The sequence below is a fragment of the Mycobacterium sp. E3298 genome (assembly GCF_001666895.1).
GTDB lineage: Bacteria > Actinomycetota > Actinomycetes > Mycobacteriales > Mycobacteriaceae > Mycobacterium.
Map to the genome: position 1 here is coordinate 1 of NZ_LZJB01000290.1, position 20,825 is coordinate 20,825.

Sequence of the window (20,825 nt, forward strand, 5' to 3'; positions counted from 1 at the left end):
CCAGGTGATCGGGGCGCCACGGCCATTCGTCGGCCTCGGCCTCGTTGACGATGACCACGTCTGCCGCGGCGGCAAGGTCGGACAACGAGCCGGGGTCCTGCCCGGACGGTGAGGCGTTGACGATGACGACCGCGCCGGCCGAACGGGCCAGCCGTGCCGCGGTCGCCGCCGCCTGCGCGGGGATCTCCAACTGCGTCAACAAGACGTCGCAGCCGCTGATGGCGCCGCGCGCGGCGGCGCGGTCCAGCGTCAGCCGCGCGTTCGCCCCGGGCGCCACCACGATGGTGTTTTCGGCGTCGGCGTCGACAACGACGATCGCCGTGCCGCTCGGCCCGGGCGCTGCGGCGGTGCCGTCCAGAGCCACCCCGTTGTCCAGCAAGTGGGCGCGTAACCGCGCCGCGGCCGAGTCGTCGCCGACCGCTCCGACGAATTGCACCTGCGCACCCGCACGCGCCGCCGCCACCGCCTGATTGCCCCCCTTGCCGCCCGGCGCGGAGGTCAGCGACGACGCCAGCACCGTCTCGCCGGGGCGGGGGAGGGTGTCGACGCGCAGCGACAGGTCCATGTTCACGCTGCCGACCACGCAGACTCGCGCCATTACGCCGACGTCAGTCGATTGCAACCGCCAAACAGTCTGCGGCGCCGCGATTTTGGCTCTTGCATCAGCATTCGCAGTCCTCGCCGTGCCACGCCTCAAATCCCTCGCGGACCGCAACACCGGCGATGACCAGGCCGACCGCCGGGTCCAGCCACCAGCCGCCCGGCCACACGGCGATGACGGCCAGCGTCAGCAGCACCGCCGCGGACTGCGCGGCGCACAAATAGTTTTGGGTGCCCTCCCCGGCGGTGGCCCGCGAGTTCAGGTGCCCGGCGAGCCGCCGCTTGGCCCATCCCAGCAGCGGCATCATGACCAGCGCCACCGCGGTCAAGGCGATCCCGATCACCGTCGTCCCGGGGCGGGCCCCGGTGAGCAGATTCCGGACCGATTCGAGAGCGATGTAGGGCGCGATGAGCCAGAACGACACGGCCACCCCGCGCTGGGCATGGCGCTCCGAGGTCTCCGACAGCGTGCGGTCACCCGTGAACCGCCACACGACGATCACGCTCGCCAAGCCCTCGACGGCACTGCCGAGCGCCCAGCCGATCAGCGAGATGGACCCGACGGCGAACCCCTGCCACAGCCCGAGCGCGCCCTCCGCGCACATCCAGCACAGGCTCGCCCACGCGAGCCATCGCGCCCGGCGCGCGGCGCGTGTCCAAGCGGCGTCGCGCTCGGCGCCCCGGACGGTTGCCACGTCGCTGGGGCCGCAGCCGCAACCGTCCGCGCAGGCGTCGCTCATAGCGCCAAGGATAGGTGCACTCAGTCGGGTTGTTGAAGGCCCGAGCGTTCTTCGCCTTGAACGCTTTGCCGCAATCGCCCATATCTCGAGGCGCGCGCGCTAGTGTGCTGCGTGAGCGATGCTGCCTGTCCGAGGAAGGGCGAAGTCGAGTGACATCGAGCGAGCTACGAGACGCTGAGCCGGCTTCCCAGAACGCACCTGCGCCCGCCCCGGCACCCGACCCGGCCGAAACGGTTGTGGCGCAATCGGGCGAGGCCCGTAGAGGCCGTAAGTTCCGCCGTCGTCGGCTCTTCCGGATCGGCCTGCAATCCAAGCTCCTGCTGACGCTGCTGTTGTGCAGCATCCTGTCGATCGGGGTGATCGCCTTCATCGGGGCGTCGTCGGGCCGCAACGCGTTGCGCCAGGTCGAATCCGAGCGACTCACCGAACTGCGCGAGTCCCAGGCGCGGCAGGTGCAGTCACTGTTCAAAGAGGTCACGAATTCGCTGATCGTGTACAGCGGCGGCTTCAGCATCGTCGAGGCGACCACGGCGTTCACCGATGGCTTCGCGCAGTTGTCCAACGCGACGATCACCCCGGCCCAACAGCAGGCCCTCGTCAACTACTACGACAACAACATGATCAAGCCGATCAAGCGCATCACCGGTGAGGAGCTCGATCGCAACGCGATCTTCCCGAGTTCCAACGCGCAGAAGTACCTTCAGGCCAACTACACCGCGCAGTACCCATCGATCGCCGAGGCGAGGAAGGTCGAGGACGCGGGGGACGGCAGCGCCTGGTCGGCGGCCAGCGGCCGCTACGGCTTCTACATGCGCGACATCGTCACCCGTTTCGAGTACCCGGATGCGCTGCTGCTGGACATGCAGGGCAACGTCGTGTACTCGGTGAACAAGGGCCCCGATCTGGGCACCAACATCCTCACCGGCCCGTACCGCGAGTCCAATCTGCGGGACGCATACCAAAAGGCCCTGCGCTCCAACGATCTCGACTTCGTCTGGATCACCGACTTCCAGCCGTACCAGCCGCAACTCGACGCCCCGACGGCGTGGGTGGTGTCGCCGGTGGGAATGAACGGAAAATTCAACGGCGTGATGGCGCTGCCGCTGCCGATCTCGAAGATCAACAAGATCATGACGGCCGACAAACATTGGGAGGCCGCCGGGATGGGCCCGGCCACCGAGACCTACCTCGCCGGTCCGGATAACCTGATGCGTTCCGACTCAAGGCTTTTCCTCGAGGATCCCGCCGAGTACAAACGCGAGGCCGTGGCGTCCGGCACCCCGCCCGACGTCGTCGAGCAAGCGATCCGACTCGGTGGCACGACGCTGGTGCAGCCGGTGCCCACCGCGGGCCTTCGCGCCGCCCAGCGCGGACAAACCGGAGTCCTCAGCGCCACCGACTATCTGGGCAACAGGGAACTCGAGGCCTACGCCCCGCTGACGGTGCCGAACTCCGATCTGCACTGGTCGATCCTGGCGACGCGCGACAACTCCGACGCGTTCGCTCGCCTCGGCCGGTTCAGCAGAACGCTCGTGCTGGCCGTGTCGATCATGATCTTCGCCATCTGCGTGGCGTCGATGGTGCTGGCCCAGCTGATGTTGCGTCCGATCCGTCGGCTGCAGGCCGGCACGCAGAAGATCACCTCGGGCGACTACGAGGTCAACATCCCGGTGAAGACGCGCGACGAAATCGGCGAGCTGACTGCGGCTTTCAATGAGATGAGCCGCAACCTGGCGATCAAGGAGGAGTTGCTCAACGAACAGCGCAGGGAGAACGACCGCCTGTTGCTGGCGCTGATGCCCGAGTCCGTCGTGCAGCGATATCGCGAGGGACAGGAGACCATCGCGCAGGAACACCAGGACGTGGCCGTCATCTTCGCCGAAATCGTCGGGCTCGACGAGGTCTCCGTCGGCATATCCGGCGACGAGCTGGTGGGGATCGTCGACGAACTCTTCCGGCAATTCGACTCGGCCGCCGAATCTCTCGGCGTCGAGCGAATCCGCACCTTCCACAATGGCTACCTCGCCAGCTGCGGCGTGGTCACGCCGCGGCTGGACAGCATTCACCGGAGCGTCGACTTCGCGCTCGAAATGCGCCACATCATCGAGCGGTTCAACAACCAGACGGGTCACGAGTTGCGCCTTCGAGTGGGCATCAGCACCGGCAACGTCATCAGCGGACTGGTCGGCCGCTCGGGGCTCGTGTATGACATGTGGGGCGCCGCGGTGAGCCTGGCCTACCAAATGCAGAGCGGCTCAAACCAATCGGGCATCTACGTCACATCGCAGGTGTACGAGGCGATGCGTGACGTGCGCCAGTTCGCGCCCGCGGGAACCATCTCGGTCGGCGGAACGGACCAGGCGATCTACCGGTTGTCGGAGCGATCATGAACCTGTTCGAATCGTCGTGGTTCTACTGGGCGATCGGGGTCGCGCTGGGATTCCCGGTCTGTTTGATCCTGCTCACCGAATTGCACCGCGCGCTGGTCCGCCGGAGAAGCCACCTGGCCAGGCAGGTCAGCCTGCTGCGCAACTATCTGCTGCCGCTGGGCGCACTGCTGCTGTTGGTCGTCAAGGCGTCGCAGATCCCGGCCGGGGATGGCTCGGTGCGGATCCTCACCACGATCTTCGGCCTGTTGGTGTTGGTGCTGGTGCTGTCGGCCCTGAACGCCACCGTGTTCGAGGGCGCGCCCGACGAAAGCTGGCGCAAGCGGTTGCCCGCCATCTTCATCGACGTCGCCCGCTTCGGAGTGATCGGCGTCGGGCTCGCGGTGATGCTCTCCTACATCTGGGGCGTCCGGATCGGCGGCCTGTTCACGGCGCTGGGCATCACCTCGGTGGTCATCGGGTTGATGCTGCAGAACTCCGTGGGCCAGGTCGTGTCCGGCTTGTTCATGCTCTTCGAGCAGCCGTTCCGGATCAACGACTGGCTGGACACCGGTACCACGCGGGGGCGCGTCGTCGAAGTGAACTGGCGGTCCGTCCACATCGACACCGGCAGCGGCATCCGCATCATGCCCAACTCGATGCTGGCCAGCACCTCGTTCACGAACCTGAGTCGCCCGTCGCGGGCATACGACTGTGCGATCACCACGAAGTTCGCGGCCGGCGATGCCCCGGACAAGGTGTGCGCGATGTTGACGCGGGTCGCCGGTGCGCTGCCGGCCCGCAGACCGGAGGTGTTGCCGACCACCGTCGCGCTGGGCGGCGCCCAGTACCGCACCACCGTCAGGCTGACGTCGCCCGCCGACGCGGAAGCCACCGAAGCCACCTTCCTGCGCTGGGTCTGGTACGCCGCGCGGCGGTCGCGCCTGCGGCTGGACGGCGCCGACGACAACTACTCCACCAAGCAGCGCGTGGAGAAAGCGCTGCGCACGGTGGTCGCCCCGGCGTTGCGGCTGAGTCACACCGATCAGCAATCGCTGGTGCCGTACGCCAAGCTCGTCCGCTACGGTGCCGACGAAATCATCGAGTCCGCCGGTCAGGTGTCCTCGGGCATGACCTTCCTGGTCGCCGGGCGGGTCCGGCTGACGGCGACGACCGAGGACGGGTCGGTGGTGCCTGCCAGCATCCTCGACGAGGGATCGTTCCTCGGCCTGACGGCGCTGACCCGTCAACCCAACCTGGCCGGCGCCTACGCGCTGGACGAGGTGACGGCGCTGCAGATCGAGCGTGAGCACCTCGAGCACCTCGTGATGCGTAAACCGTTGCTGCTTCAAGACTTAGGGCGACTGATCGATGAGCGGCAGGCCAAGGTGCGAGAGGCGGGCCGCCGCGACCGGGCCGGCCATGCCGGTGTCGAGCGACAGCAGCCGGCCAAACCGCGGCGCTGACTCGCCGACGCTTGAAATCTCGGTCCCGGCGCGTTACGTGCGGAGCGGATGGCGTAATACCCGGGCCGCCGCGCTGGGCCGGTCAAGGCCCGATACCCTGGTTCAATGAGTCTGCAAGCACCATCGCTTCCTGACTTGCGTCGCGAGGTCCACAATGCCGCACGGCGCGCCCGGGTCGCCTCTCGCGTCCTGGCGTTGTTGCCGACGGTGGCCAAGGACCAGGCGCTGCGCTCCGCGGCCGACGCGATAGCGGCTCACACCGATCTGATTCTCTCCGCCAACGCCGACGACCTCAGCGCTGCCGAAGCCGCGGGCACACCGACCGCGATGCTCGACCGGCTGGCGCTGGACTCCAAACGCGTCGAGGGGATCGCCGCCGGTCTGCGCCAGGTCGCCGGGCTGCCCGACCCGGTCGGCGAGGTGCTGCGCGGGTACACCCTGCCGAACGGTTTGCACCTGCGGCAGCAGCGCGTGCCGCTCGGCGTCGTCGGCATGATCTACGAGGGCCGGCCCAACGTCACCGTCGACGCCTCCGGCCTGGCGCTCAAGTCGGGCAATGCGGTGCTGTTGCGCGGGAGTTCGTCGGCGGCGCGGTCGAATCAGGCGCTGGTGCAGGTGCTGCGCGCCTCGCTGGTCAGTGAGGACCTGCCCGCCGATGCGGTGCAACTTCTTTCGGCCGCCGATCGCGCCACGGTGACGCACCTGATCCAGGCCCGCGGCCTGGTGGACGTGGTGATTCCGCGCGGCGGAGCGAGCCTGATCGACGCGGTGGTTCGCGACGCGCAGGTGCCCACCATCGAGACCGGTGTCGGCAACTGCCACGTGTACGTGCACGAAGGAGCCGACCTGGACCTCGCGGAACGAATCCTGCTGAACTCCAAGACCCGCCGCCCCAGCGTCTGTAATGCCGCCGAGACGCTGTTGGTCGACGCCACGATCGCCAAGAAGGCGCTGCCCCGGTTGGTGTCGGCCCTCGAGAACGCGGGCGTGACCGTGCACGGCGGGGTTTCGGCGGACGCCGCCGAGGACGACCTGCGCCGCGAGTACCTGTCGATGGACATCGCCGTCGCCGTGGTGGACGGCATCGACGCCGCGATCGCTCACATCAACGAGTACGGGACGGGGCACACCGAGGCGATCGTGACCAGCAATATGGCTGCCGCGCAACGGTTTAGCGACGGGGTCGATGCGGCGGCGGTGATGGTCAACGCGTCGACGGCGTTCACCGACGGGGAGCAGTTCGGCTTCGGCGCCGAAATCGGGATCTCCACCCAGAAATTGCATGCGCGCGGCCCGATGGGGCTGCCGGAGTTGACCTCGACCAAGTGGATCGCCTGGGGTGACGGGCAAGTCCGGCCCGCCTGACACCGCGACGAGAAGTGCTTTAGGAGAACCGAGATAGTGAGCGTGCCAGCCCGGCCCAAGCCGTTGTTCGCCGACATCGACGACGTTTCGCGACGGTTGGCCGAGACCGGTTACCTGCCCGACACCGCCACCGCCACCGCCGTGTTCCTGGCCGACCGGCTCGGCAAGCCGTTGCTGGTGGAGGGTCCGGCCGGTGTCGGCAAGACCGAGCTGGCTCGCGCCGTCGCCCAGGCGACCGACTCGGGACTGGTCCGCCTGCAGTGCTACGAGGGGGTGGACGAGGCGCGCGCCCTGTACGAGTGGAACCACGCCAAGCAGATACTCCGTATTCAGGCCGGCTCCGGGGACTGGGATCAGACCAAGGACGACGTGTTCAGCGAGGAGTTCCTGCTGCAGCGGCCGCTGCTGACCGCCATCCGGCGCACCGAGCCCACGGTGCTGCTGATCGACGAAACCGACAAGGCCGACATCGAAATCGAGGGCCTGCTGCTCGAGGTGCTGTCCGACTTCGCGGTGACGGTCCCCGAGCTGGGCACGATCACCGCGGAGCGGACGCCGTTCGTCGTGCTGACCTCCAACGCAACCCGGGAGCTGTCCGAGGCCCTCAAGCGCCGCTGCCTGTTCTTGCACATCGACTTTCCCAGTCCCGAGCTGGAGCGCCGCATCCTGTTGTCGCGGGTGCCCGAGCTGCCCCAGCACCTCGCCGATGAGCTGGTGCGCATCATCGGCGTGCTGCGCGGCATGCAACTCAAGAAGGTGCCGTCCATCGCCGAGACCATCGACTGGGGTCGCACCCTGTTGGCGCTGGGCCTGGACACCATCGACGACGCCGTCGTTGCCGCCACCTTGGGCGTCGTCCTCAAGCATCAGTCCGATCAGCAGCGCGCAAGCGGCGAGCTCCGGCTGAACTGATGGCCGCCCGCCGCATCCGACCCACCCGGCCGCTCGCCCCGCACGGGCTGCCGGGCCACCTGGTGGGCTTCGTCGAAGCGCTTCGCGGAGTTGGTATTTCGGTGGGGCCGTCCGAGACGGTGGACGCCGGCCGCGTGATGGCCACCCTGGGCTTGAGCGACCGTGAGGTGCTGCGCGAGGGCATCGCCTGCGCCGTGCTGCGCCAACCCGATCACCGTGACACCTACGACGCCATGTTCGACCTGTGGTTCCCCGGGGCGCTGGGCGCACGCGCGGTGGTCACCGACGAAGGAGCCGACGGGTCACAAGGCGACGACTCGTTGCCGCCGGACGACGTCGAGGCGATGCGCCAGATGCTGCTGGACCTGCTCAACGAGAACCCCGACCTCGCCGACATGGACGAGCGGCTCGTCGCGATGATCGCGCGCATCGTGGAGGCCTACGGGAAGTACAGCTCCAGCCGGGGCCCGTCCTTCTCGTCGTACCAGGCGCTCAAAGCCATGGCGCTGGACGAGCTGGAGGGCAAGCTGCTGGCGGGGCTGCTCGCCCCGTATGGTGACGAGCCCGCGCCCACGCAGGAGCAGATCGCCAAAGCCATGGCCGCGCAGCGGATTTCGCAATTGCGCAAGCTGGTCGACGCCGAGACCAAGCGGCGCACCGCCGAGCAACTCGGCCGCGATCACGTCCAGATGTACGGCATCCCACAGCTTTCGGAGAATGTCGAGTTCCTGCGGGCCTCGGGTGAACAGCTGCGCCAGATGCAACGGGTGGTGGCGCCGCTGGCGCGCACACTGGCCACCCGGCTCGCGGCCCGGCGGCGACGGTCCCGCGCGGGTGTGATCGATCTGCGCAAGACGCTGCGCAAGTCGATGTCCACCGGCGGCGTGCCGATCGATGTGGTGTTGGCCAAGCCCCGCCCGGCGCGGCCGGAACTGGTGGTGCTGTGTGACGTGTCCGGCTCGGTCGCCGGGTTCAGCCACTTCACCCTGCTGCTGGTACACGCTCTGCGCCAACAGTTTTCGCGAGTTCGGGTCTTCGCCTTCATCGACACCACCGACGAGGTGACGCACATGTTCGGGCCGGAAGCCGATCTGGCCGTGGCGATCCAACGGATCACCCGGGAGGCCGGCGTGTTCAGCCGCGACGGGCATTCCGACTACGGCAACGCGTTCGCGTCGTTCGCGCAGGCGTTCCCCAACGTGCTGTCGCCGCGCAGCTCGCTGCTGGTGCTCGGCGACGGCCGCACCAACTACCGCAATCCGGAGACCGAGCTGCTCTCCCACATGGTGACCGCCAGCCGGCACGCGCACTGGCTGAATCCCGAACCCAAGCACCTGTGGGGCAGCGGCGACTCGGCGGTGCCGCGCTATCAAGAGGTCATCACGATGCACGAATGCCGGTCGGCCAAGCAGTTGGCCGCGGTGATCGACCAGCTGCTGCCGGTGTAGGGCCGGCTCGTCGCGGCGCACGGGGCACCGGGGCACGGCCCGCGAGCGTCACGCCAGCGTGATCGCGAGCGCCGTGTGTCACGCCAGCGTGGCGCCCGCAGGCGGGAGCCTCTCGCGTGGACCTGCTGTGGCCGGTGTGACGAAATCGGGCGACGGCGTCGCCTCAAGTAAGCTGGCAAATCGTGCAAAAGGAGCTGCGCAGGCTGGGTGTGATGGGTGGGACGTTCGATCCCATCCATTACGGGCACCTGGTTGCCGCCAGCGAGGTCGCCGACCTGTTCGACCTCGACGAAGTGGTCTTCGTGCCCAGCGGCCAGCCCTGGCAAAAGGATCGGCACGTTTCCGCGGCGGAGGACCGGTATCTGATGACGGTGATCGCCACCGCGTCCAACCCGCGCTTCTCGGTCAGCCGGGTCGACATCGACCGCGCAGGCCCCACCTACACCAAGGACACCCTGCGGGATCTGCACGCCCTCAACCCGGATTCGCAGCTGTACTTCATCACTGGCGCGGACGCGCTCGCCTCAATCCTGTCGTGGCAGGGCTGGCAGGAGATGTTCGACTTGGCGCGGTTCGTCGGCGTCAGCCGGCCGGGATACGAGCTGCGGCGCGAACACATCACCGGCGTGCTGGGCGAGCTGGCCGAGGATGTGCTCACCCTCGTCGAGATTCCGGCGCTGGCCATCTCGTCGACCGATTGCCGGCTGCGCGCCGAACAACGCCGGCCCCTCTGGTACCTGATGCCCGACGGCGTCGTGCAATACGTCTCCAAGCGCCGGCTGTATCGCGCCGGCGACCAATCGAAGGACTCCGTGAGCCGATCAACGCTGCCCGCCGGGAACAACACATGAGCGCCACGCAGGAGGCCATCGACATGGCGACCGTGGCCGCAGGTGCGGCCGCATCGAAGCTGGCCGACGACGTCATCGTGATCGACGTGTCGGGCCAGCTGGTCATCACGGACTGCTTCGTGATCGCCTCGGCGTCCAACGAGCGGCAGGTCAACGCCATCGTCGACGAGGTCGAGGAGAAGATGCGCAGGGCCGGCTACAAGCCGGCGCGCCGGGAGGGCACCCGGGAAGGGCGCTGGACGCTGCTGGACTACCGCGACATCGTCGTGCACATCCAGCACCAGGACGACCGCGACTTCTACGCCCTGGACCGGTTGTGGGGCGACTGCCCGGTGGTGCCCGTGGATCTAACCGAAGAACCCGACGGCTCGGTGGGCGCGCCATGACGATTCGTCGGCTGATCATGTTGCGGCACGGGCAAACCGAGTTCAATGCCGGCAGCAGGATGCAGGGGCAACTGGATTCCCAACTCAGCGAGCTCGGTCGCGCCCAAGCGGTCGCCGCCGCCGAGGTCCTGGGCAAGCTGCAGCCGTTGCTGATCGTGTCGTCGGACCTGCATCGTGCCTACGACACGGCGATCAGGCTGGGGGAGCGGACCGGCCTGCCGATCCGGGTGGACAAACGGTTGCGGGAAACCCACCTCGGCGACTGGCAGGGGTTGACGCATACCGAGGTGGACGCGCAGGCTCCGGGCGCGCGGCTGGCCTGGCGCGAGGACGCCACCTGGGCGCCGCACGGCGGCGAGAGCCGCGTCGATGTGGCCGCCCGCAGCGTGCCACTCGTCTCCGAACTGGTGTCCGGCGAACCGGACTGGGGTGATCCACAGCAAGCCGAGCGGCCGGTGGTGCTGGTGGCCCACGGCGGCCTGATCGCCGCGCTGTCGGCCGCCCTGCTGAAACTCCCGGTCGCCAACTGGCCGGTATTGGGCGGCATGGGAAACGCCAGCTGGGTTCAGCTGTCCGGTCACTCCGACGAGCAGGACGCGGGTTTCGACGCCATCCGGTGGCGCCTCGACGTGTGGAACGCTTCGGCGCAGGTGTCCAACGATGTCCTCTGAGGCGCGTCCGACTCTGCTGATCTTCGCCGACTCACTGGCGTACTACGGGCCCACCGGTGGCCTGCCCGCGGACGACCCCCGGATCTGGCCGAACATCGTTGCCAAACAACTGGATTGGGACGTCGAGCTCATCGGCCGCATCGGCTGGACCTGTCGCGATATCTGGTGGGCGGCCACCCAGGACCCGCGCGCGTGGGCGGCGCTGCCCAGGGCGGGGGCCGTCATCTTCGCCACCGGCGGCATGGATTCGCTGCCGTCGGTGCTGCCGACCGCGCTGCGGGAACTGATCCGCTACGTGCGTCCGCCTCGCTTGCGGCGCTGGGTTCGCGACGGTTACGGCTGGCTGCAGCCCCGGCTGTCACCGGTGGCCCGGTCGGCGCTGCCCCCACATCTCAGCGTTGAATACCTCGAACAGACCCGCGGCGCAATCGATTTCAATCGCCCGGGGATCCCGATCGTGGCGGCATTGCCCTCGGTGCACATCGCCGACACCTACGCCCACGCCCACCATGGCCGGCCGGGAACGGCGGCGGCGATCACCGAGTGGGCGCAGACCCACGATGTGCCGCTGGTCGACCTGAAAGCCGCCGTCGCCGAACAGATCATGTCCGGCCGGGGCAATCCCGACGGCATCCACTGGAACTTCGAAGCGCACCAAGCGGTTGCCGAGCTGATGCTCAAGGCGCTGGCCGAGGCTGGCGTGCCGACCGACAAGCCGCGCGGGTAATCCCCGTGACTGTCGTTGTGGTGACCGACGCGTCGGCGCGCTTGCCCGCCGAGCTGCTGGACGAATGGGCGATACGCGTCGTCCCGTTGCACATTCTGCTCGACGGCGTCGATCTGCGTGACGGAGTCGACGAGATCCCCGAAGACGTCTACCAGCGCCACGCGACCACCGCAGCGGCCACACCCGCCGAACTGGCCGACGCGTATCAGCAAGCGTTGGGCGACAGCGGCGGAGACGGCGTGGTGGCGGTGCACATCTCGTCCGCGTTGTCGGGGACCTGCGGTGCCGCGCAACGGACGGCCGCCGACCTGGACCCGCACGTGCGGGTCGTCGACTCGAAGTCGACCGCGATGGGCACCGGCTTCGTCGCGTTGGCGGCCGCGCGGGTCGCGGCCGCGGGCGGTGACCTCGACGCCGTCACCGAGGCGGCGAATGCGGCCGCACGGCGGACCCATGCGTTCATGGTGGTGCATCGACTGGACAACCTGCGGCGCAGCGGGCGGATCGGCGGGGCGAAGGCGTGGCTGGGCACCGCGCTGGCGCTCAAGCCGCTGCTGCGCATCGACGACGGGAAACTCGTTCTGGCGCAACGGGTACGCACCGTCACCCACGCGACGGAGGCGATGATCGACCGGGTTTGCGAGGTCGTCGGCGACGGTTCCGCCGCCCTGGCGGTGCATCACGTCGCCAACCCGGACGGCGCCAAGGACGTGGCGGCGACGCTGGCGCGGCGGCTGCCGGCCTGTGAGCCGGCGATCATCACCCCGTTGGGGCCGGTGCTCGCGCTGCACGTCGGCGCCGGAGCCGTCGCGGTTGTCGTGCAGCCCTAAACGGCGGCGGGCACCGGTCGCCGGGCGTTGTCACCCCGCGGATGCACCACCTGCGGCCACCAGAACCAACGGCCCAGCAGCGTCGCAATCGACGGCATCAGCAGCGTGCGCACGACGAGCGTGTCGAGCAACAGACCGATGCACACCGTCGAACCGAACTGCCCCAGCACCCGCAAGTCGCTGCCCAACATGGCCGCCATGGTGAACGCAAACACCAGACCGGCCGCGGTCACCACCCCGCCGGTACCCGCCATCGACCGGATGATTCCCGTCTTGAGGCCGGCATGGATCTCCTCTTTGAACCGGGAGACCAGCAACAGGTTGTAGTCGGATCCGACGGCCAGCAGGATGATCACGGACAGCGCCATCACGATCCAGTGGATCCTGATGCCGAACAGGTCCTGCCAAATCAGCACGGACAGGCCGAACGACGCCGCGATCGAGCTGGCCGCGGTGCCGACGATCACCAACGCCGCAACCACGCTCCGGGTGAGCAGCAGCATGATCATGAAGATCAGCGTCAGGGCGGACACCACGGCGATCATCAGGTCGTACTTCTCGCCGTCGGCCATGTCCTTGAACGTTGCGGCGGTCCCGCCCAGATAGACCCGGGCGTCGGACAGCGACGATTGCTTGAGACCCTCCTGCGCGGCGGTGCGTTCGGCGTCGACTTGCGCGATGCCCTCCGGCGACATCGGATCGCCCTGATGCGTGATGAAGAACCGCGCCGATTTACCGTCCGGCGACAAGAACATTCGAAGGCCGGTCTGGAAGTCCGGGTTGTCGAACGCCTCGGGCGGCAGGTAGAAGAAGTCGTCGTTCTTCGACGCGTCGAAGCTTTGGCCCATCACGATCGCGGTGTTGCTCATCGCCTCCATCTGGTCGATCATCGCCTTGAACGTCTGATACAGGGTGAGCGTGATGCCCCTGGTGGTTTTCAGCGTGGTGATCAGCGTGGGAAACAGCGCGGTCAGGTCGCGTGAGGCTTTGGCGGTGTGCTCGATGTCGGTGGTCAGGTAGTGGAACTGCTCGGCGAGCTGGTCGAACCCGTCGAACGTGTCGAACAGGGACCGCAGCCCGATGCACACGGGAATGTCGTAGCAGTGCCGCTCCCAGTAGAAGACGCTGCGTATCGGCCGGAAGGTGTCGTCGAAATCCGCGATGTGGTCGCGCAGGGTGTCGGTGATCTGCGACGTCACCGCGGTGGTCTTGGCGCTGTCGTCGGCGGCGTTGGCCAGGTCCAGCGACACCTCGTATTGGCGTTGCGTGGTCTCGATTTGGGTCTGCAGGTCGTCGGCCATCCGGAGGATGTCGGCGATGCGTTCCTTGAGGAAGCTCATGTTCTGCATCGTCGTCTGACTCTGGACGCTGTTCTGAAACGGTATCGAGCTGTGCTGGATCGGAATGCCCAGCGGCCGGGTGATGTCCTGGACCATGGCAATGCCCAGCGTGCGCATCTCGTTCTTGGCCACCCGGTCCAGCACCAGCATGTCGGCCGGGTTTCGCATGTCATGATCGGACTCGACCATCAGCAGGTCGGGATTCATCCGTGCCTCGGAGAAGTGCCGGTTCGCGGCCTCCTGTCCCTGATTGGACGGGGCCGACAGGGGCAGGTAATGGCGGTCGTTGTAGCTCGTGTGGAAGCTGGGCAGGGCGATCATGCCGACCAGCACAACCGCGGCGCTCACGGCCAAAACCGGTGCGGGCCAACGCACTACGGCGGTGCCCACCCGGCGCCACAGCCGGCCACGCTTCGCCTGCCTCTCGAACAAGTGGAAGCGGCTGCCGACGAAGACCACCGCGGGCCCCAGCGTGACGCCCGCCAGCACCACCACGATCATGCCAATCGCCACCGGCGCCCCCATGGTGTTGAACCACGGCAGCCGCGAAAAACTGAGGCAATACGTGGCACCCGCAATCGTCAGGCCCGAACCCAAGACGACCGGCGCGACGCCCTTGAATGTGGTGTAGTACGCGGTTTCTCGGTCCTCGCCCGCGGCCAACGCCTCCTGGTAGCGGCCGATCAGGAAGATGCCGTAGTCCGTCCCCGCGGCGATCGCCAGCATGGTGAGGATGTTGGCGGCGAAGGTGGTGAGCCCGAATGCGTTGTGGTACGCGAGAACCGCGACGACCCCCCGCGAACACGCCAGCGCGACAAAAGTCATGAACAGCTGCACCAGCGTAGTGACGATGGACCGGTAGACCAGCAGCAACATGATCGCGATGGCGCCCAGGGTGAACAGCGTGATCTTGGCCAGGCTGGCGTTACCGATGATGTGCATATCGTCGGACAAGGCGGCCGGGCCCGTGACGTAGGCCTTCACGCCCGGTGGCGCCTTGTTCTCCTCGATCACCTTGCGGACGGAGTCCACGGACTCGTTGGCCAGCGTCGTGCCCTGGTTACCGGCGAGGTTCACCTGCACATAGGCGCTCTTGGCGTCGGCACTCTGCGCACCCGCGGCCGTCAGTCGGTCGCCCCAGAAGTCCTGAATGTGCTGAATGTGCTTGGGATCCTGGCGGAGTTGCCGAATCAGCTTGTCGTAGTACTGGTGCGCGTCGGGGCCCAGCGGTTGCTGGCCCTCCAACACGATCATCACCGTGCTGTTGGAGTCGAATTCGTGGAAATTGTGGCCCAGGCGCATCATCGCCTTCATCGACGGCGCGTCCAGCGGGGTCATCGGCGCCGAGTGCGCCTCACCAACTTTTTCCAGTGTCGGGACGATGACATTCACCAGGACCGTTACGAACAGCCAGACCAAAATGATCGGCACCGCGAAGATGCGGATCGCATGCGGCAGGTACGGGCGGTGCCCCCGCTCGGCCTTGGACAGGCCCCTGGTGCTGATCGGGCCGGTGTCGGCCGCGCTCAGGTCACGCTGGGTCTCGTTGCTCGTGTTGCTCATGCGGACTTCACCAGGCAGAAGGTCTGCGCGTTGTGGCCGTCGGAACTCCGCTGTTCGCGCACGACGCCGTCCACGGTGATCTTGCAGCTGATCTCACCGCTGTCGCTCTGCGCCATGATGTTGGCGCTGACCGATGGCAAGGTCGTCGAGATGGTGGTCGACCACGGCAGCGGTGCCGCGTTCACCTGGTGGGTGTTGGCGTTCTCGTCCCAGTAGTTGATGTTGGCGGTGGCCCCGGGCGGGCCGGTGATGTCGTAGACGACGACCTTCGGATTGAACTGCACGATTTCGATCCCCTTGCCGGCGTTCGCGTTGAGGTCTTGAGAGCCGAAGATCCTGTGGAGCCGTGAAACGATCAACGCCGAAACGGCCAGCACGACCACCAACAACAGTGGTATCCACGCCCGCTTGAGCACACGGGTCATGGTGCCGGTACGTGGACCCGAGTCGTGACCAGCCACCACCTGACCGCCTTCCGCTCACCCGCCGTCCGGGCATTGCCGCAAAGCTCACCAACGTCGTCGACGACATCGCTGTCTTCTCGACTATTTGCTCAGCTAAGCACTCTAAACCTTAGTGCACGCAAGCGTTCCTCCGGGGGCCTTCGATGTGGCGAACTGCATATGGGGTCGGGCCTAGCGGGCCACGCGGCCGGTGACCGGGGGCAGATCGGCCAGCGTGACGATCCCGGGCCCGGCGGCTACCACGGCCGGGACCGCGTTCGTGACGGGCATGGCCGTGTAGATCATTCCCAATCCCATGAACCCCGGCTCAGTCCAATCCTTGGGTGGCAGGCAATGCAGGACGGTGCGCATGTTGGGCAGCCCGTACACCTGGATGACGTGGCCGTGCTCCAGCGGTTTGGGCGGCACCACGTGATCGCCCATGGTCCAGTTGAACCCGACGCTGACCACGTTGCGGTCGCCCTCCCAGCCGCGGTGGTAGCCATAAACCCCGCCCACCGTTCCCGCGGGAATCGTCATGAAGCCCAGATCGGAATCGCCGGTGGCGGCGGTGAAGGTGACGTCGAACGTCATCCGGTCCAGCTTCGCCCCGATCGCGTCGGCCATCATGGCGGCCGATTCGGCGAAGACCTCGCTTTCGCGCCGCACGCTTTCGGCCAGCCCAGGAGTATCGGGGTCCTGCGAGAAGCCCATCGCCGTCTGGGTTTCCGCCGATTCGTAGGTCGAGCAGTCCACCGACTCGGTGATGCGGATCTCGTCGACGCGTTCGCAGGCGCCGGACAGGACCATGCCCACCATGTTGGTCATGCCCGGGTGGGCGCCGCTGCCGAAGATGGTCGAACCGCCCCGCTTGCAGGCGTCGGCGATGCGCTCGCGGTCCTCGGGCGTCTGCTTGCCCCCGGTGATCCACGCCGCGCTGGAGCACACGTTGACGCCGGATTCCAGCAACCGGACCAGTTCATCGACGTTGGGCCACAACGGGTTATAGCAACAGGCATCGGCGCCCAGGGCGAGTAGCGCGTCGATGTCGTTGGTCGCTTGCACGCCCGTCGGTTCCGGCCAGCCGGCCAGTTCGGCGGCATCCACGCCGACCTTGTCCGCCCCGTGCGCGTACACCCCGACCAGCTCCATGTCCGGCCTGCCGATGATGGCGTGCAGGGAACGCCGCCCGATGTTCCCGGTGGTCCACTGGATCACCTTGAGCGGACGGTCGGTCGGTGGCTTGCTCATCGCGTCTCCTTTGACGGGTGGAAACTCAGTCGCTGATATCGAAGCCGGCGATCACCTTGGTGGGACGCAGCCGCACCACGAGCTCGCCGGAAACGGCGTTGCGGCGGCCGAATTCCTCGGCGCGATCGGCGCCCATGTACCGCGCGCCGGTCCTGGTGGCGATGTCCAACACGTCGGCCGGGTCGTCACCGACCGCCGCGACGCCCTGCACCTGAACGAACGAATACGGCGGATGAGGATCGTCGACGCAGATCACCGTTCGTGGATCACGCGCCAGGGCACGGCCTTTCGACGTGTCACGGCCCGTGGTGAACGCCAGCTGCCCATCGTCGACGACGAACCACACCGGCGTCACCAGCGGCCGGCCGTCGGCGGTGACGTACCCCAGCATCCCGGTGCGGGTGCCGGCTGACAGGAAGGAGACAACCCTGTCGGACAGCTCTGTCATCGGCTAGAGCCGGACCAAGTCGTAGTCGCCGATGTGGTCGATCAGAGTGTGCAGGTGTTCGCCGGAGGTGCCCAGGGTGTGCTCGATCGCGGTGAGCCGGGCCGCATAGTGGGCCACCGGATATTCGGCGGTCACGCCGATTCCGCCGTGCAGCTGGATCGATTCCTGCGCGATGTGCCGGCCCGCGCGGCCGATCTGCAACTTGGCGCGCGAGGCGATCACCGGGTCCAGGTTGCCGTCGGCGATCGACATCGACGCGTAGAGGCTCATGCTGCGGGCCAGTTCCAGCGAGACGTACATGTCGGCGGCCCGCTGGGTGAGTGCCTGGAATTTGTTGAGCGTGACCCCAAACTGCTTGCGGGTCTTCAGGTAATCGGTCGTGAGTCGCAGCGCTTCCTCCATCGCTCCGACCGCTTCGGCGCACAGCCCCGACTGGATGCGGATGACAGCACCGCGGATGGCCTGCGCCGCGTCCGCCGCTTCCCCCAGGGGTTCGGCCGGAGTGGAGTCCAGATCGATCTGGGCGCCGCGTTGTCCGTCGAACGTCGGGTACGGATGCCTGGTGACCGTCGCCGCGTCGACCAGGAACAGCCCGGTGCCGCCGTCCGGCAGGGCGGCGCTGACCACCAGGGTGTCGGCGGAGTCGCCGGCCAGCACCGGGTTCTTCCGTCCGCTCAGTGTCCACGAATCGCCTTGGCGCGCAGCCTTGGTGGCCACGTCGGCGGACGGTTTGCGCTGGCCCGGTTCCAGGTGGGCGAACGCCAGCAACCGCTGTCCGCCCGCGACCTCGTCGAGCAGTTGCTTCTGCTCCTCGCTGCCCAACTCGGCGATCAGCGCGCCGGGCCCGAGCGCGGCATGCAGGACCGGTTCCGGGGCGAGCCGGCGCCCGATTTCGGTGAGCACGACCGCGATCTCGATCTGGCCCGACTCGTCGGGGTCGAAGCCGAGGCCGAGGATGCCGGTGTCGGCGAGCTGACTCCACACCTCGCGGCTCCACCCGAGATCGGAGTCGATGATTTTGTTGCGGCTTTCCGGGTCGTAGGTGCGCGCCAGCAGTTCGCGCGTCGTGTCGCGGAGCAGGCCTTGCTCGTCGCTCAGCTGAAAGTCCATGGCTGCCTCACAATCCCAGGATGGTGGACGCGATGATGTTGCGTTGCACTTCGTTGCTGCCGCCGTAGATCGACGTCTTGCGGTAGTTGAGGTAGTGCGGCGCGCTGTGCTGTGCCCAGGACGGCGACGAGATGTCCTCGCCGTCGGCCGGCAACGCGTCGGGGCCGGCCACCTCGACGAGCAGTTCGGTGGCCACCTGTTGCAGCTGGCTGCCGCGCAGCTTGAGCACCGACGACGCCGGGTTGGGCTGTCCGTTCGCGGAGTCGGTGACCACCCGCGACTGCGTGAGTTCCAGTGCCAGCAGCTCGTTTTCGGCTTCGGCCAGCCGCGCGGCGAACAGGGGATCTTCGAGCACCCCGGTGGCGGCGGCGTGTTTCTTCACCTCGGCGAGGCGCACCTTTGTCCGGCCCACGCCCGCGATGCCGGTGCGCTCGTTGCCCAGCAGGAACTTCGCGTACGTCCAGCCCTTATTCTCTTCTCCAACAAGCTGATTCGCGGGCACTCGGACGTCTTCGAAGAAGATCTCGTTGACCTCGTGGCCGCCGTCGATCGTCTTGATGGGCCGCAGCGTGACGCCCGGCGTCTTCATGTCGAACAGCAGGAACGAGATGCCGGCCTGACGCTTGGGCGCCTGCGGGTCGGTGCGCACCAAACAGAAGATCCAGTCCGCGTACTGGCCCAGCGTGGTCCAGGTCTTCTGGCCGTTGACGACGTAGCTGTCGCCGTCCCGCACCGCGGTGGTGCGCAGCGACGCCAGGTCCGAACCCGCCTCCGGCTCGGAGAAGCCCTGGCACCACCAGATGTCGAGGCTTGCCGTCGGCGGCAGGAAGCGCTGTTTGACTTCCTCCGAACCGAATTCGGCGATCACCGGACCGACCATCTTGGTGTTGAAGTTGAGCGGCTCGGGGACGCACGCCAGCTGCATCTCGTCGGCCCAGATCTGGTGCTGGGTGGGCGTCCAGTCCTTGCCGCCCCACTCGACCGGCCAGTTCGGCACCGCAAGGCCGTGCTCGTGCAGAATCTTGTGGCTGGTGACGATGTCGTCGTGGTTCACCTCTGCCGAGCCCTTGCGCACCCGCTCGCGCAGTTCTTCCGGGATCTTCGTGGTGTAGATCGTGCGGAGTTCGTCGCGGAACGCGGCTTCCTCCGGTGTGAGCGCCAGTTGCACGGCGGCCTCCTGTCGTCGGGGGTGAACGTGGCCACCAGCGTCGGATGGATGCCCGGTTCTGGCGATGCGTTCTTGGTTCCATATTGACCCATCGCGTAGAGCGGTTGTGCACAGCCTCGGTTTAGTCCACAGTTGCCGGTCGCGGCGCCGCCCGGCGGGGCCCAGCTGGCGGTCGCCGCACCTACGGTCGGCGCATGCGGACAGAACTTCCCGCCGAGCGCCTCCAGCGGCGACTCGGTGCCGAACCCGACGCCGAGCCCGACGGCGCGGAGTCGATGTCACCGGCGGCGGACGAGGACCAGAATTCGCTGCTGCCACGTTGGCTGCCGGACGCGTCCCCGGATCGAGGCTGGATGGCCAGGCTGCGCGCCGACCCGGGGCGGACCGGCGCCATCGGATTGGCGATCGTGGCCGCGCTGGCCGTCCTGGTGACGGTGTTCACGCTGCTTCACGACCGGCCGGCGCCGGTGATGTCGGCGAAGCTGCCGCCGGTGGAGAAGGGGTCGACGGCCGGTCCAAAGCCGTCGGTGCCCCCCGGGCCCGACCGGCCCGTGGTGGTGAGCGTGGTGGGCCTGGTGCACAGCCCCGGGTTGGTCACCCTGGCGCCCGGCGCGCGGGTCGCGGACGCGCTGCAGGCGGCGGGCGGCGCGGTGAACGGCGCGGACACCGTCGGGTTGAACATGGCGCGCCCGCTCGGCGACGGCGAGCAGATCGTCGTCGGGCTGGCCCCCGGCCCCGGGCAGCCGACGGCGTTGGGCAGCTCGGTGGCTGCCGGTTCGACACCGACGTCGAAGCCGCCGCGGCCCGGGACGGGTTCGGTGAAGCCGAAGGCGGATGCGGTGCTCGACCTCAACACCGCGACCGCGGAGGATTTGGACACGCTGCCCGGCGTCGGACCGGTCACCGCCGCGGCGATCGTCGCCTGGCGGCAGGCGAACGGCAAATTCACCAGCGTCGACCAGCTCGCCGACGTCGACGGCATCGGCCCGGCGCGCCTGGAGAAGCTGCGCGCCCTGGTCCGTGTCTGACAACCACGACCAGCCGTGCCCCGGCGAATCGGCCGCGGCGCGCCAGGCCAGCAGGCCGGAGACGGCGGCCAACACCACACAGCACGCCGCCACCGGCCTGCCGATCGGCCAC

The 20,825-nt window shown here is 67.8% G+C and carries 19 protein-coding genes; 11 read left to right on the forward strand and 8 right to left on the reverse strand.

Translation table 11 applies throughout. The features are described from left to right. Together A9X05_RS13705 and A9X05_RS13710 are read right to left on the reverse strand one after the other, a co-directional pair. The coding region (locus A9X05_RS13705) for a PfkB family carbohydrate kinase (RefSeq protein ID WP_067781985.1) at nucleotides 1–598 on the reverse strand (598 nt) is incomplete at its 3' end. Nucleotides 599–662: 64 nt separating this feature from the next. Further along, nucleotides 663–1,340, reverse strand: coding sequence for a cation transporter (locus tag A9X05_RS13710; protein WP_082970963.1), 678 nt, complete (start codon nucleotides 1,338–1,340; stop codon nucleotides 663–665). Nucleotides 1,341–1,489: 149 nt separating this feature from the next. Between A9X05_RS13710 and A9X05_RS13715 the strand changes: the two genes are divergently transcribed. The 10 genes from A9X05_RS13715 to A9X05_RS13760 all read left to right on the forward strand — a co-directional run bounded on the left by A9X05_RS13715 (nucleotide 1,490) and on the right by A9X05_RS13760 (nucleotide 12,362). After that, entirely contained in the window at nucleotides 1,490–3,730 is a 2,241-nt protein-coding gene (locus A9X05_RS13715; RefSeq protein WP_067781975.1) for an adenylate/guanylate cyclase domain-containing protein, read from the forward strand. Continuing rightward, entirely contained in the window at nucleotides 3,727–5,172 is a 1,446-nt protein-coding gene (locus A9X05_RS13720) for a mechanosensitive ion channel domain-containing protein (RefSeq protein ID WP_067781977.1), read from the forward strand. The genes A9X05_RS13715 and A9X05_RS13720 overlap by 4 nt, the downstream gene beginning before the upstream one ends. Nucleotides 5,173–5,277: 105 nt before the next feature. Further along, the gene (locus tag A9X05_RS13725) at nucleotides 5,278–6,537 is read left to right on the forward strand and encodes a glutamate-5-semialdehyde dehydrogenase (RefSeq protein WP_067781979.1); all 1,260 of its coding nucleotides are present in this window, start codon (nucleotides 5,278–5,280) and stop codon (nucleotides 6,535–6,537) included. A gap of 36 nt (nucleotides 6,538–6,573) precedes the next feature. After that, on the forward strand, nucleotides 6,574–7,449 hold the full coding sequence (locus A9X05_RS13730) for a MoxR family ATPase (protein ID WP_067781981.1): 876 nt from the start codon (nucleotides 6,574–6,576) through the stop codon (nucleotides 7,447–7,449). Continuing rightward, nucleotides 7,449–8,897, forward strand: coding sequence for a VWA domain-containing protein (locus A9X05_RS13735; protein ID WP_067781983.1), 1,449 nt, complete (start codon nucleotides 7,449–7,451; stop codon nucleotides 8,895–8,897). Before A9X05_RS13730 ends, A9X05_RS13735 begins: the two co-directional genes overlap by 1 nt. 194 nt (nucleotides 8,898–9,091) lie before the next feature. After that, complete coding sequence (gene nadD / locus A9X05_RS13740; RefSeq protein ID WP_255369132.1) at nucleotides 9,092–9,748, forward strand: nicotinate-nucleotide adenylyltransferase; 657 nt, start codon at nucleotides 9,092–9,094, stop codon at nucleotides 9,746–9,748. Beyond that, complete coding sequence (gene rsfS / locus A9X05_RS13745) at nucleotides 9,745–10,134, forward strand: ribosome silencing factor (RefSeq protein ID WP_067752515.1); 390 nt, start codon at nucleotides 9,745–9,747, stop codon at nucleotides 10,132–10,134. Before nadD ends, rsfS begins: the two co-directional genes overlap by 4 nt. Beyond that, complete coding sequence (gene gpgP / locus A9X05_RS13750) at nucleotides 10,131–10,805, forward strand: glucosyl-3-phosphoglycerate phosphatase (RefSeq protein ID WP_067752517.1); 675 nt, start codon at nucleotides 10,131–10,133, stop codon at nucleotides 10,803–10,805. The genes rsfS and gpgP overlap by 4 nt, the downstream gene beginning before the upstream one ends. Further along, nucleotides 10,795–11,532, forward strand: a complete 738-nt coding sequence (octT, locus tag A9X05_RS13755) for a diglucosylglycerate octanoyltransferase (RefSeq protein WP_067752519.1) — start codon at nucleotides 10,795–10,797, stop codon at nucleotides 11,530–11,532. The genes gpgP and octT overlap by 11 nt, the downstream gene beginning before the upstream one ends. Nucleotides 11,533–11,537: 5 nt before the next feature. After that, the gene (locus A9X05_RS13760; protein WP_067752523.1) at nucleotides 11,538–12,362 is read left to right on the forward strand and encodes a DegV family protein; all 825 of its coding nucleotides are present in this window, start codon (nucleotides 11,538–11,540) and stop codon (nucleotides 12,360–12,362) included. Here A9X05_RS13760 and A9X05_RS13765 read toward each other — a convergent pair. The 6 genes from A9X05_RS13765 to A9X05_RS13790 form a co-directional block, all read right to left on the reverse strand. Continuing rightward, on the reverse strand, nucleotides 12,359–15,265 hold the full coding sequence (locus A9X05_RS13765) for an RND family transporter (protein ID WP_067752526.1): 2,907 nt from the start codon (nucleotides 15,263–15,265) through the stop codon (nucleotides 12,359–12,361). The two genes, A9X05_RS13760 and A9X05_RS13765, sit on opposite strands and share 4 nt — an antisense overlap. Continuing rightward, nucleotides 15,262–15,690, reverse strand: a complete 429-nt coding sequence (locus A9X05_RS13770) for an MmpS family transport accessory protein (protein ID WP_067752531.1) — start codon at nucleotides 15,688–15,690, stop codon at nucleotides 15,262–15,264. Before A9X05_RS13770 ends, A9X05_RS13765 begins: the two co-directional genes overlap by 4 nt. A 210-nt stretch (nucleotides 15,691–15,900) precedes the next feature. Further along, nucleotides 15,901–16,959 (reverse strand): dihydrodipicolinate reductase, encoded by a 1,059-nt coding sequence (locus tag A9X05_RS13775; protein WP_067752533.1) that lies wholly within the window; start codon nucleotides 16,957–16,959, stop codon nucleotides 15,901–15,903. Between the two features lie 25 nt (nucleotides 16,960–16,984). Next, the gene (locus A9X05_RS13780; RefSeq protein WP_067752535.1) at nucleotides 16,985–17,407 is read right to left on the reverse strand and encodes a PPOX class F420-dependent oxidoreductase; all 423 of its coding nucleotides are present in this window, start codon (nucleotides 17,405–17,407) and stop codon (nucleotides 16,985–16,987) included. Between the two features lie 3 nt (nucleotides 17,408–17,410). After that, nucleotides 17,411–18,517: an acyl-CoA dehydrogenase family protein gene (locus A9X05_RS13785; RefSeq protein WP_067752536.1), complete on the reverse strand. Its 1,107-nt coding sequence runs from the start codon at nucleotides 18,515–18,517 to the stop codon at nucleotides 17,411–17,413. Nucleotides 18,518–18,524: 7 nt separating this feature from the next. Then, on the reverse strand, nucleotides 18,525–19,685 hold the full coding sequence (locus A9X05_RS13790; RefSeq protein WP_067752544.1) for an acyl-CoA dehydrogenase family protein: 1,161 nt from the start codon (nucleotides 19,683–19,685) through the stop codon (nucleotides 18,525–18,527). A gap of 194 nt (nucleotides 19,686–19,879) precedes the next feature. On the opposite strand from A9X05_RS13790, the gene A9X05_RS13795 reads away from it, so the two are divergent. Then, complete coding sequence (locus tag A9X05_RS13795; RefSeq protein WP_067752546.1) at nucleotides 19,880–20,713, forward strand: ComEA family DNA-binding protein; 834 nt, start codon at nucleotides 19,880–19,882, stop codon at nucleotides 20,711–20,713. Nucleotides 20,714–20,825: the final 112 nt, after the last annotated feature.

What these genes read in the sequence shown, in the direction of transcription:
- A9X05_RS13795 (WP_067752546.1), top strand. Translation starts at nt 19,880, where the DNA reads ATGCGGACAGAACTTCCCGCCGAGCGCCTCCAGCGGCGACTCGGTGCC.
- A9X05_RS13710 (WP_082970963.1), bottom strand. Translation starts at nt 1,340, where the DNA reads ATGAGCGACGCCTGCGCGGACGGTTGCGGCTGCGGCCCCAGCGACGTG.
- gpgP (WP_067752517.1), top strand. Translation starts at nt 10,131, where the DNA reads ATGACGATTCGTCGGCTGATCATGTTGCGGCACGGGCAAACCGAGTTC.
- A9X05_RS13780 (WP_067752535.1), bottom strand. Translation starts at nt 17,407, where the DNA reads ATGACAGAGCTGTCCGACAGGGTTGTCTCCTTCCTGTCAGCCGGCACC.
- A9X05_RS13765 (WP_067752526.1), bottom strand. Translation starts at nt 15,265, where the DNA reads ATGAGCAACACGAGCAACGAGACCCAGCGTGACCTGAGCGCGGCCGAC.
- A9X05_RS13785 (WP_067752536.1), bottom strand. Translation starts at nt 18,517, where the DNA reads ATGGACTTTCAGCTGAGCGACGAGCAAGGCCTGCTCCGCGACACGACG.
- A9X05_RS13770 (WP_067752531.1), bottom strand. Translation starts at nt 15,690, where the DNA reads ATGACCCGTGTGCTCAAGCGGGCGTGGATACCACTGTTGTTGGTGGTC.
- octT (WP_067752519.1), top strand. Translation starts at nt 10,795, where the DNA reads ATGTCCTCTGAGGCGCGTCCGACTCTGCTGATCTTCGCCGACTCACTG.
- A9X05_RS13720 (WP_067781977.1), top strand. Translation starts at nt 3,727, where the DNA reads ATGAACCTGTTCGAATCGTCGTGGTTCTACTGGGCGATCGGGGTCGCG.
- A9X05_RS13725 (WP_067781979.1), top strand. Translation starts at nt 5,278, where the DNA reads ATGAGTCTGCAAGCACCATCGCTTCCTGACTTGCGTCGCGAGGTCCAC.
- A9X05_RS13735 (WP_067781983.1), top strand. Translation starts at nt 7,449, where the DNA reads ATGGCCGCCCGCCGCATCCGACCCACCCGGCCGCTCGCCCCGCACGGG.
- A9X05_RS13775 (WP_067752533.1), bottom strand. Translation starts at nt 16,959, where the DNA reads ATGAGCAAGCCACCGACCGACCGTCCGCTCAAGGTGATCCAGTGGACC.
- rsfS (WP_067752515.1), top strand. Translation starts at nt 9,745, where the DNA reads ATGAGCGCCACGCAGGAGGCCATCGACATGGCGACCGTGGCCGCAGGT.